At 54.5% G+C, this 12,273-nt stretch carries 8 protein-coding genes; 3 read left to right on the top strand and 5 right to left on the bottom strand.

The features are described 5' to 3' along the window. Positions 1–65: 65 nt before the first annotated feature. A complete protein-coding gene (gene ilvD, locus ENH71_RS05000) occupies positions 66–1,745 on the top strand; it encodes a dihydroxy-acid dehydratase (RefSeq protein ID WP_294132492.1) in 1,680 nt (559 codons plus the stop codon). Between the two features lie 70 nt (positions 1,746–1,815). After that, positions 1,816–2,766 (top strand): magnesium/cobalt transporter CorA, encoded by a 951-nt coding sequence (gene corA / locus ENH71_RS04995; protein ID WP_294132490.1) that lies wholly within the window; start codon positions 1,816–1,818, stop codon positions 2,764–2,766. A gap of 17 nt (positions 2,767–2,783) precedes the next feature. Here corA and ENH71_RS04990 read toward each other — a convergent pair whose 3' ends face one another. The 3 genes from ENH71_RS04990 to ENH71_RS04980 all read right to left on the bottom strand — a co-directional run bounded on the left by ENH71_RS04990 (position 2,784) and on the right by ENH71_RS04980 (position 6,462). Beyond that, positions 2,784–3,920, bottom strand: coding sequence for a hypothetical protein (locus ENH71_RS04990; RefSeq protein WP_294132488.1), 1,137 nt, complete (start codon positions 3,918–3,920; stop codon positions 2,784–2,786). Positions 3,921–3,979: 59 nt separating this feature from the next. After that, positions 3,980–5,119, bottom strand: a complete 1,140-nt coding sequence (locus ENH71_RS04985) for a beta-ketoacyl-ACP synthase III (protein ID WP_294132485.1) — start codon at positions 5,117–5,119, stop codon at positions 3,980–3,982. A 62-nt stretch (positions 5,120–5,181) separates the two neighbouring features. Next, positions 5,182–6,462, bottom strand: a complete 1,281-nt coding sequence (locus ENH71_RS04980) for a serine hydrolase domain-containing protein (RefSeq protein ID WP_294132482.1) — start codon at positions 6,460–6,462, stop codon at positions 5,182–5,184. A 459-nt stretch (positions 6,463–6,921) separates the two neighbouring features. Between ENH71_RS04980 and ENH71_RS04975 the strand changes: the two genes are divergently transcribed. Next, entirely contained in the window at positions 6,922–7,128 is a 207-nt protein-coding gene (locus ENH71_RS04975; RefSeq protein ID WP_070115710.1) for a cold-shock protein, read from the top strand. A 111-nt stretch (positions 7,129–7,239) separates the two neighbouring features. On the opposite strand, the gene ENH71_RS04970 is transcribed toward ENH71_RS04975, so the two are convergent. Together ENH71_RS04970 and ENH71_RS04965 are read right to left on the bottom strand one after the other, a co-directional pair. Then, positions 7,240–10,110 (bottom strand): TonB-dependent receptor domain-containing protein, encoded by a 2,871-nt coding sequence (locus ENH71_RS04970; RefSeq protein WP_294132477.1) that lies wholly within the window; start codon positions 10,108–10,110, stop codon positions 7,240–7,242. Between the two features lie 328 nt (positions 10,111–10,438). After that, a complete protein-coding gene (locus ENH71_RS04965; protein ID WP_294132476.1) occupies positions 10,439–12,229 on the bottom strand; it encodes an acyl-CoA dehydrogenase in 1,791 nt (596 codons plus the stop codon). Positions 12,230–12,273: the final 44 nt, after the last annotated feature.

Genomic DNA, 12,273 nt, shown 5'->3' with positions numbered 1-12,273 from the left:
GGCCCATCTGGTGTATAGTTCGCGGAAATAAAACACCCGCTTAACATCGTATTACGGACATTGCCATGAGTGATAAAAATACCCGAAAGTACTCCAGCCAGGTTGTTGATGGCGTTGAACATGCCGCCAGCCGCGCCATGTTGCACGCTGTCGGTTTCTCCGACGCCGACTTCAAAAAACCACAGATTGGCATCGCTTCAACCTGGAGCATGGTCACCCCCTGCAATATGCACATCAACAAGCTCGCTGATGATGTCAATCGCGGTGTTAATGCGGCACAAGGCAAAGGCGTTATCTACAATACGATCACAATCTCGGATGGGATTTCCATGGGCACCGAGGGCATGAAGTACTCCCTGGTGTCGCGCGAAATCATTGCTGACTCCATTGAGGCCGTGTCGGGATGTATGGGACACGATGGCATCATCGCCATCGGTGGTTGCGACAAGAACATGCCTGGCTGCCTGATGGGTCTGGCACGCCTCAACCGCCCTGCCATCTTCATTTATGGCGGCACTATTCAGCCCGGCAAAAATCATACTGATATCGTGTCGGTCTTCGAAGCCGTCGGTGGCCATGCTGCCGGGACAGTGTCTGACATCGAACTGAAGAATATCGAAGAAACCGCCATCCCCGGCCCGGGCTCCTGCGGCGGTATGTATACCGCCAATACCATGGCCTCGGCAATTGAGGCACTGGGCATGAGTCTGCCCAACAGCTCGGCACAGGATGCCATTTCGCAGGAAAAGGTCGATGACTGTGTCCGCGCTGGCGACGCCATCATGAACCTGATCAACAATGACATCAAACCCTCGGACATCATGACCAGGGCGGCCTTCGAAAACGCAATCAAGGTTGTCATTGCGCTGGGCGGATCTACCAATGCCGTGTTGCACCTGATCGCAATGGCACACACAATCAATGTCAAGATCACTCTGGACGATTTCACCCGTCTCGGCAAGACCACGCCGATGCTGGCTGATCTGCGTCCGAGCGGCCGTTTTCTGATGTCGGAGCTTATCAAGATTGGTGGCATTCAGCCCCTGATGAAGATGATGCTAGACGCGGGCATGCTCGACGGCTCCTGCCTGACCGTGACCGGTAAAACGCTGGCGGAGAATCTGGCCGACGTAAGACCCTACCCTGAGGGTCAGGAGATCATTCGCTCCTTTGCTGACCCGATCAAGCCGGACAGCCACCTGGTCGTCATGAGAGGCAACGTGGCACCGCAGGGTGCAGTCGCTAAAATCACCGGCAAAGAAGGCCTGCGCTTCACTGGCAGGGCACGGGTGTTCCATTCCGAAGAAGAATCCATGAAAGGCATTCTGGACGGCACAGTGGTTGCCGGCGATGTTATTGTTATTCGCTACGAAGGCCCCAAAGGTGGTCCGGGCATGCGCGAAATGTTGAGCCCCACCTCGGCCATCATGGGTCGCGGCCTGGGTCAGGATGTGGCGTTGATCACCGACGGTCGTTTCTCCGGCGGTAGCCATGGTTTTGTAGTGGGTCACGTGACACCAGAGGCATTTGATGGCGGCCCGATCGCCATCATTGAAAATGGCGACGAAATCACTATCGACGCCGAACGGCAGGAAGTCAGGCTGCACCTGGACGACGCCGATATCGCGACCCGTCTGGAGAAATGGCAAAAACCGGCACCGCGTTACACCCGAGGCGTGCTGGCTAAATACGCCAGAACCGTGTCATCAGCCTCTGATGGCGCAGTCACAGACCGCGACGACTGACACCGGAGACAGTTAAGGTGAACCGCCGCCCCACAGGCGACAAGGCAAACAACAACAGGCAGGACATGGCATGCTGATTCGTTATCAACTTAATGATCAAAAATACCTGGTTTCAACCCAGGGAGAGATCACCCGTGAGGCACTGGCCTCTGCCATGTGGCTTGACCTGCTAAATCCGGATGATGATGAGCGACAGCTGGTGGAAAGCCTGCATAGCCAGCCCCTGCCTGACACCGAGGATGTCGAGGAGATCGAGGCCAGCGCCCGCTCCTATCAGGATGAAGCGGGACTGCATGTGCACTCTCTGTTCCTGCACAAAGTCGAAGAACGCCACCGCAACACCAGTGTCGCGTTTACTCTGACCGACAACCAGCTTATCACCCTGCGCGAGCGTGAAATACCGGCTTTTCGCCTCATGCGCATGCGTGCCCGTCGCTTGCACGGATTGGTCGAAGATCCGGTTACCATTGTATTGTCGCTGTTCGAGATCAAGATCGACGACCTTGCTGACACCCTGGAAGAGGTTTACACCCAGCTGGAGAATACCAGCAACCTGGTGCTGGAAGACAATGACAGCCCCATCGAGGACGCCCTCGACGAGCTTGCACGACAGGAGGACACCAACGGCAAGGTGCGTTTGTGCCTGATGGATACCCAGCGCGCACTTAGCTTTCTGTTGCGCCGCGGAAAACTGTCACCCGACCATGCAGAAACCGCACGGGAGCTGTTGCGCGATATTGACTCCCTGCTGCCGCACAACAGTTTTGTTTTCGACAAGATCAACTTTTTGATGGATGCTGCACAGGGGTTTATCAGTATTCAGCAAAGCAAGATCATCAAGATCTTTTCAATTGCCGCGGTGGTGTTTTTACCGCCAACCGTGATTGCCAGCATCTATGGCATGAATTTCAGCACCATGCCCGAACTCAGCTGGCAACTGGGGTACCCGTGGGCACTGGGCCTGATGGTTATGTCCGGCGTTGCGCCATACGTTTTCTTTAAGGTGAAGGGCTGGCTCTAAACACTGAGGCCCTGCCCCTAAAAATCAATGGTTGCAATCAAGGACAGGTTGTTGCGCGACCGTGTGCCCCGGACATGCTGATAACGGTCATACTGTAAGTGCATCCGTTTCCCGCGGGCCAGCTGGCGAACGATACCCGAACTCAGCGTAACCGCAGTCCGGTCATCAATAGGCAGGTTCATATTGGTCTCCAGCTCGTAATCAAGCATGACTTCACCGAATACACTCCAGCGACCGGTTTTACTCAGTGGGTACGACAGGTTGACGCCGGTGGCAATGACGCTCAACCGGTTGCGTTCGCCGAAGGGTTCCGCCACTGGTTGACCGAGACTATTGATCGTCGGTTGATTGCGAATATGCAAATGTCGAAAACTGCTGGTCCAGCTCAGCACGGACGCATCCGGCAGCCAGGGTAGAATCGACTGATCTAAACGGGCAATTGCATCCAGTTGCAAATAGCGGCGCTGATAATCCACATCGCGTGTGATGTTAAGTGGACCGGCACCGGTCATCACACTCACCTCATTATCGCCGCTAAACTCTAAATAGTCTGCGCGCATACCAACGGCCCACACAGACCCCAACACCAGGCCGGCATCAATCCGCGGCCCCCATGCCTTGCCACTGGTTTCACCGGTGACATAAAAAATATCGGCTTGTGTAAATTCAGCGGCAAATCCGAAACTGAGAAAGGAACTGGCTGAGGGTGCGTAGATCAGCCCAAGATCAAGACGGTCGTTGCGACTGTCAACACGGCCAGCTTCATCACGACCGGCAGAACGCAGCAATGCCCGAACAAATAAAGGCCGCTCTGTTGCATGGGCTACCGGTATCAGGGAGTCCGATTGAACCACCCAGGTATCGGAACGCGAACGCATGTCTTGCGGCCTTGATGCAGTGGCCGGGTTTGCCTGCTGCCGGGTAAAAACACGCTGCGCCGTCTGATAGCTGACCGCACGATTGACCATCTCACCCAGGTCGCTGCCGGAGGCGTAAAATCCGCGCAAACCGGATCCGCCCATGGCCGCCATCCACTGACCCCGCTCCGCCGGTGTGGCTGCCTGCAAAAAAGTCGAGTGGGACGTAATCAGAATTGCGGCGGACATCGACAACAAACGCTTTAATCGGATCAGACTGGGTAAACTTACGAACACGCAACTACTCCGCAACTTGGATTTTAATGCTGGCTAATGGCGTCTGAATAATTGCCCGGTTATTGTTTTTTTAACAACAGACTGCCTATTGAATACCCGGCGCCGAACGAACACAGGACCCCAATATCACCTGGCTTCAGATCCTGATGATACAGGGACAAGGCGATCACGGAACCGGCGGACGCGGTATTGGCATAACGGTCCAGGACGATGGGCGCCTCATCCGCATCCGGCAGGCGACCCAGGAGTTTTTTCGAAATCAGCTGGTTCATGTTGATATTGGCCTGATGCAACCACCAGCGTCTGACATCGGCGGGCGTCAGATCATGCAACGCCAGATGTTGTGACAAATGCTCCGCTGCCATCGGACAGACTTCCTTGAACACGGACCGCCCTTCCTGGTGAAACAATTTATCAGCAGCAAACGGATCGCCGCCATAGGCACGCGACATATAACCAAAATTGGAACGGATATTATTCGAATACAGCGTCTTCGCCTGCGTACCCAGAATCTCGAAGCTGTGCTCGCTGTCAGCTGTTTCCGCCCGCTCGATTATGACGGCGGTGGCCACATCACCAAAAATAAAATGACTGTCCCGGTCACAGTAATTCACCTGCGGCGACACCAGTTCGGGGTTGATGACCAGCACGGCGCGAGCCGACCCTGATTTCACCATCTCCCAGGCCCGGTGCAAAGCGAAGGTCGCCGCCGAGCACGCCACCAGCATGTCAAAACCAAACCCGTCGATACCCAACGCGTCCTGCACCTCGATGGCAATGGCGGGATAGGCACGCTGTGTATAGGCGCAACTGACGATAACAGCATCGATATCTTCGGCCTTTTTATTGGCAGAAGTCATTGCACTGCGTGCCGCATGCAACGCAATTTCGGCCTGATGACTGAGTTCCTCATCACCGCGCTCGGGAATTAGCGGCCGCATATGATCAACGTCGAGTATGCCCTCTTTAATATACACGTGACGTTGTTTGATACCGCTGGCTTTTTCAATAAAATCGGGATCTGATTTCATCACCGCTTTGACATGGCCGGATTCAATCGCTGCCTGATGCATGTCATTGTGTTTATCGGCGTAAGCGTTTAACGCCTGCACCAGTTCTGTATTTGTTACGACGTGATCCGGTGTCCAGAGGCCAAGGCCACTGATAACGACACGGTCACCTGCCTGATGCAAGCGCATGACTGATTCCTTCTCTCCCCAATATTATTCTGCTGCCACCAACCACCTGAAAGCCCGGGCTGTCAGTCGATAATGGCACCGTAGGCCAAGGCCTTGAATGTCGCGCGTAATGGTACCTGCACATTCATGTGTTGAATCATTACAACACCAATAAGCTCCTCCACCGGGTCTATCCAGAAAATGGTGCCGGCGGCACCACCCCAATAGTATTCACCTTTGGAACCAATACCGCCGGCAGCGGTGGGGTCTTCAATAACGGCAAAACCGAGACCAAAGCCGGTGCCATCAACAAAACCGGGCAATGTATCAGGCGCATGTTGACCATTGTCGCCGAAAATACCGGGCAGATGGTTTTGTGTCATATATTCCAGAGTTTTGTTACCGATAATGCGAACACCATCAAGCTCGCCACCGTTTAACACCATTTGACTAAACTTCATATAGTCTTCGGCCGTCGACAGCAATCCGCCGCCACCTGACTCAAACGTTTGCCGATTAACAAAATTGCTGGCACTGGGGGCATCGCTCACCACCAGCTCTCCCGACTGAGGATCAAAGGTATGATTGGTCCCGAACCGGTTCAGCTTGTCTGCCGGGACCTGGAAGAATGTATCCTGCATTTCCAGTGGCCCGAAGATGCGTTGCTGAAAAAACTCACCCAGTGACTGACCGGACACGGCTTCAACCACGGCACCCAGCACGTCGGTGGCCACACTATAATGGAAGCGTGTGCCCGGCTGATATTGCAACGGGATCTGTCCGAGACGTTCAATGAAAACATCCAGGTCAGGACTGGTCATGACACCGGCATCGCGGTATTGACGGTCTATCATGGTGTCGCCGAACACGCCGTAGGTCAAACCGGCGCTATGGGTCATCAACATTTGCACCGTCATCGGTCGTTGCGGTGCCACCAGCGAGCCCCCGGGGCCGGCGACACGGACATCAGCAAATTCGGGCAGATAACGCGCGACAGGATCATTAAGTTGCAGCTTGCCTTCTTCGTACAACATCATCACCGCCATCGTGGTGATGGGCTTGGTCATGGAGTAAATACGAAAAATGCTGTCCGTTGCCAGTGCCTGGCCGGTGCTCTTGTTCAGATCGCCGAATTCTTCAAAATGCACAACTTCGCCACGACGGGCGAGCATACTGACCACGCCGACCAGCTCGCCACTGTCGACATACTGCTGCAGCACCGGTGCAATGCGTTCCAGCCGTTCAGCGGACATGCCCACTGATTCAGGTGAACCGTAAGACAATTCCTGTGCGGACACCTGTGCTGCCAGCACCAATGAGGCCGTCGCGAGCGCCAGCGCAGATCGCAAATGTTTGAAACGCATCCGTTTACTCCCCTTGTATTATTAGATTTGTCGGGAATGATAACCCAGCACCAGCGATAATGTAATAGCCGCAAATCTCCCTTGCTGACTGCCGCGCAGATGCACCTGCCGCTGGCGCAAGGCCGCTCTTCAGAGGCATTGGAGAGCATCCAAAGCAGCATTTAACCTCGACGCATATCGTATGGGCCTGACCCAACCGCCGAATGCCAACCTGCTGATAAATAGTCGTTGACTTGGCACAGCGTTACTGTAGACTGCACCGCAAGCCAGAATACCGGCTATATCTATATCTGCAATACGAAGTGCCGCAAGTAGACCCTCGTCGTGTAAATGTATATGTAATCGTATTTTTCTGCTTACCGGGTTCCGGTATGTGGTGTTGTTGTATCAGTTTTCTGATCAGCACCCCGTTTCCGTGCACGGTGCATATTTAATTTTAGTAATTTCAAGGAATATTTTATGTCTACAGTGACAGGTCAGGTTAAATTCTTCAACGAATCCAAGGGCTTCGGCTTCATTCAGCAAGACGGCGGCGCCGATGTATTCGTACATTACAGCGCAATCAAATCTGCAGGATTCAAAACTCTGGCAGAAGGCCAGCGTGTTGAGTTTACCGTGACTAAAGGCGCCAAAGGCCTTCAGGCAGAAAACGTTATTGGTCTGTAAGACTGCAACGTTTGAAGTCGCCGCACTGTTAAAGTAAAGCGAATTCAAAATGAAAAGGGCTGCCACGCAAGTGACAGCCCTTTTTTTATGCCCTGCGTTCAGGCGTCAGGCTTAAAAGCCCGGACGCCAGTCGGCAGAGATCCAGAACTGCCGACCCCAGGGGCTGTGCAGGCGGCTTTCGAAACCACCCAGGATGGGCAGTCGCTGTGGCAACTCATCAAAAAGATTGCTGACCCCGATGCTCAATGTCACTTCACTGTCGAAGTATTGGTCCATCAGGTAGGTGTACTGCGCATTGACAATACCCTGTGAACGGATCTTGCCATCGGGTGGCGGAGGCGTTCCGGTCAATGCGTTGTTTACGTTGTCATCGAACTCGACGTGGTGCTGATAGTTCCAGCTCGCCGACGCGCTGTGCTTGTCCCGGATCCAGCTCAGGCGCGCCTGACCTTTAACCTGTGGCAAAGGCGGCACGATACCGGTACGACCATTTTGCTTACCCAGCGCGTCCACTATGTCACCACCCTCGTCGTACTCGTACTTGGTGTTATAAGTGGCGTTTAGCGATGCGGTAAACGAACCCAGATTGCTGGTATCCATGGTGTAACTGGCGCGGGCATCAACGAGGTCAACCCAGACTGTGCTGACGTTCTGCGCCTGTCTGACAACCCGCGATACACGCTGATTATCGTTTAACGCCCGCGTGACATTGGGCAAACCGCCTGCCGCAATCCACGCGTTAGCTGCTAGCCGAGTGGTCGAGCCCGGGGTGGGGTCATAGGCTGAAGGCGAGGATCCGATTGCCGCCAGCATTTCCTCAAACTCGATAGCTACGATATCCAGAGTACCTAACGTACGGATACGATCGGTGTACTCGATCGATTGATAATCCATACTCAAGGTTAGGTCATCCAGTGGCTCCCAGGTAAAGCCGACGTTCCAGATATCCGAGGTTTCCGGATCCAGTCGAGGGTTGCCAGACGAACAGGTTGCGCCACCATTGAGCACACCACCGGTAATCGGATCGCTGCCAAAGAAAATTTCACCGCAATTCTCATTGGGATCAAACGGTCGTGCATCAGCTGGTGTCGGCGCCAGAAAACTTTCACCGACGGAGGCCCGGAAAGCCAACTCGGGCAGAGCCTCCCAACGCAATGCTATTTTCGGCGTCGTTGTCTGCAGATCATAGGTTGTGAAGTTTTCATGACGCACCGCTATCTGTGCATCCAGCGTATCGAGCAAGGGTATTTCAAACTCCAGGTAAGCTGCCTGCACGCGGCTGCCGTAGTTGCGATCAGTCGGCGGTGTGTCAATGACACTGGTGTTATAGTCCCTGCCCGATGCCGACAGCGGGTTGGCATAGTTCCACTCATCAATATCGCGCATCTGGTAACCAATCGCCATCTGCGCCATACCGGATGGCAGTTGATACAAATCACCGGTGGCATTGACTTCAAATACCATCAATTCCTGCTGGGAGGTGCGGAACGGCACCGTTGGCGCGATCCAGTCCACCAGTGCCTGGCTGTTGGCCGTAGTATTGGCATCGTAGAATGGCGACCGGGTATCAGCAGAACCGAAGGGGTTAAACCACTCATTGCCATTGACCCCGCCCTGTCCGATCAGTGCCGAGGCAAGATTGGGCATATTGATCATGTGCGCCGTGTAGTCTCGATGTACACGCTGCCAGGAGTAGGATGTGTTAGCCGTCCAGGAGCTGTTCAGGTCGAACCGGGCGCCCACTTTGTAGCGCTGTATGGTGTCATCGTATGTTTGTTTACGCGCGCCCGTTTTGGGGTCGGCGTAACTGGGCAGTGTGCCGGCTGCGGCAAACGGTCGCCACAACTGAGGGCCAACATCCATATTAAAAGGATTCGCCGGATGTGCCGCCGGCACCACCAGCGCTTCCCGGTTGTTGGCGTTTAATTGATAACTCAGGGTATTGTGGTTTTCACTTTCACGGTTAGCCAAGGTCATTTGCGCGTCAAGCTGAACCTGATCATTGAGATCGTAAGTCATGTTCTGATAGATATTGTATTCGGTTCTGCCTTCCGCCAGTGGCCATTGCGCATTGTAATTAAAGAAACAGTTGTTTCCCGGCCGGGGGATACCACTCGGGTTATTATTGGCAGCGCCAAAATCAGTCACTTCATTAAATGTGCCGCAGCTCGGGTCGACCATATTGCCGCCGACCAGATCGCCGCCATGCACCTGGCCCGGGTTCGGCGTGGCACCGTCCAGTTCGCGCCAGACGCCCGGGTTGCCCGAGTTGGCCCAGCCGTAGGCTGCGCGCAGTGTTCGTGGACGCTCGTACATCATCAGCGGCGTAGTCCGTGCATAATCAGCGGCAAACACATAGTTGATGCCATTGCTGAAATTGCGGCCAAACATCACGCCGATCTTGTTATCCTCAAATTCTTGCGGCTCATCAAACTGGTGATACAGGCGCACGCGAAAACCATCAAACTCTTTCACCGGAATCAGGTTGACCACACCAGCTACCGCATCTGAGCCATACAGTGCCGATCCCCCATCCAGTACCACTTCCAGCCGGTCAATGGCGATTTCCGGTAACAGGGTGTTAATACCGGCATCAACCGAACGTGTGCCGTCCATCAGCGTCAGGGTGCTGTTCTCGCCCAAACCGCGCAGGTTAAAGGTGGTGCCTACACTGGACTGAGGACCGCTGTTACCGGCATTGACGTTGGCAACGGTGTTGGTGTTCTGCGTATAAGGCAGGTCACGGATATAGTTACCCATGCTGGGGGCACCGGATTCCAGAATATCGCTCTGGGTAACCGTGTCCACGGGGTTGTTCTGGGCAAAAGCACTGTTTCGGATAAAGGACCCGGTGACCACCACCTCTTCCACTTCGGGTGTATCACCCTGCTGTGCCAGAGCAGCAGCAGGCATGAGCAGGGCGCCACTGACGCAGGCCTGAATCATCGCTCGTAAATAGTTTTTGGGGTTATTAGTAGGCATGTTTGCTGTCTCTCTCCGTTTATTTTTACTTTTCGGGATAAAACATGATGCCTGCACCGTCTGCCAACCAGGGAAGACGCGGCAACATCGCATCGAGTTTACTGCCAGGCCGCGTGATTACTGTCGTCAAAACGACAAACTATTATGATAAGTCACAGTTTCGTAAACATTCGGGAAGGAAAAAAGTAGGTTTTGGAGTAGGAAAAAAGGATGGGTGGCAGGGTTTTGGGCTGAATATGTGTTTCTTTTCACACCCGGCTACCCGCGCCCATGCGGGCGGGGACACCGGACAAGAGATACAAATTGTCACAACTGCATCAAACGCCTGTCAGAACCAACTGTCCTGCATGGTGAGACACGTTTCATCAAGGCTGGCCAACAGCGTCAACCATTGTTCGGTCTTTGGTAACTCCCAGGCAAAAAACCAGCGCCCGGCCTGGTTTTTACCGGCATAGAAATCTCCCTGCTTGCCGGCTGAGGCAAGCATCTGCTCAAGCCAGATCCACGCCACCACGGTATGGCCAAATGCCTCCAGGTAAACTGCAGCATTGGCCAGTGTCTCCGCAGGTTGACCACTGGCATGCAGCTTTCGCGTCACATCGGCCAGACGGTACACAACTGCATCAAGTTGTGCACCGAACTCCGCCAGCGCTGGCAACTCCGCGCTCTGCGCCGTTGTGGCCTGGATCAGATTTAATAACAAATCCAGTCCCAGCCCGTCCTGCATGACCACCTTGCGTCCCAGCAGATCCAGCGCCTGAATTCCGTGCGTGCCTTCGTGGATCGGGTTCAGGCGGTTGTCGCGGTAAAACTGCTCAACATTGTAATCACGGGTATAACCGTAACCACCATGCACCTGAATCGCCAGATTGTTGGCCTCCAGGCACCATTGCGAAGGCCAGCTCTTGGCCACCGGGGTCAGCATATCCAGCAATAACGTGGCACGCGCTTTATCATCTCCCTGGCTGGTACGTTCTTCGTCTACCAGCCGGGCGCAATACAGGTTGAGTCCCAGACCGCCTTCAACATAGGCTTTCTGCGCCAACAGCATGCGCTTTACGTCGGTATGCTCAATGATGGGCACCGGTGGCAATGACGGGGCCTTGGCGCCCGTTGCCCTGCCCTGTTTGCGCTCACGGGCATAGTCCAGGGCATGCAGAAAACCGGTATAACCCAGCGCGGCGGCGCCCAGCCCCACGCCGATGCGCGCTTCATTCATCATATGGAACATGTACGACAGGCCTTTATGCGCCTCACCCACCAGATAGGCCACGGCACCGGCTTTGCCGTCCGGGGTAAACTTGCCTTCACCAAAATTCAGCAGGGTATTGGTCGTGCCACGGTAGCCCATTTTGTGGTTTAAACCTGCCAGTACCACGTCATTGTGCTCACCCACCGTGCCATCCTCCCTGAGCAGCTGCCGGGGAACAATAAACAATGAAATGCCTTTCACCCCGGACGGCGCCTCCGGTAACCTTGCCAGCACCAGGTGTACAATATTCTCCGACAGGCCGTGCTCGCCGCCGGATATCCACATCTTGTTGCCGAAGACACGATACCCACCCTCGCCGTCAGGCTCTGCCCGCGTGCGGATATCGGCCAGCGAAGAACCAGCCTGTGGTTCGGACAGGCACATGGTGCCGAAAAACCGTCCTTCCATCATGGGTTGCACCCAGCATTGCTTCTGCTCGGGTGTACCATAGGTCAATAACAGGTTGGCGTTGCCAATCGTTAAAAATGGATACGCGGCCGTTCCCACATTTGCCGCCAGAAACCAGGCAAAACAGGCTTTCTCTACCAGCGTGGGCAATTGCATACCGCCCAGGTCATAGTCCTGACCGGCGGCGATCAGGCCGGCGTCAGCAAAAATGTCCAGTGCCGCTTTTACCTCCGGAATCATATGGACCGTCTCACCGTCAAACCACGGTTCATTGGCATCGTTCTTTTTGTTGTGACTGGCAAAATGCTCGGTCGCAATTTGTGCGCTCAGGTCCAGCACCGCATCAAATGTTTCGCGGGAATGATCCGCATACCGTGGTAAAGCCGTCAGAGACTCCGCATTGAGCCACTCGTAAAGCATAAAGTCGATGTCACGTCGACTCAGTATCAAAGAAGACATATCAGTATCCTGTTTTTGCCAGCCAGGCCGTTCAAAGGAAGGTG

The sequence above is a fragment of the Pseudohongiella sp. genome (assembly GCF_011050365.1).
GTDB lineage: Bacteria > Pseudomonadota > Gammaproteobacteria > Pseudomonadales > Pseudohongiellaceae > Pseudohongiella.
The sequence above is the reverse complement of the archived record's forward strand: the minus strand, read 5'-3'. Positions and strand labels throughout refer to the sequence as shown.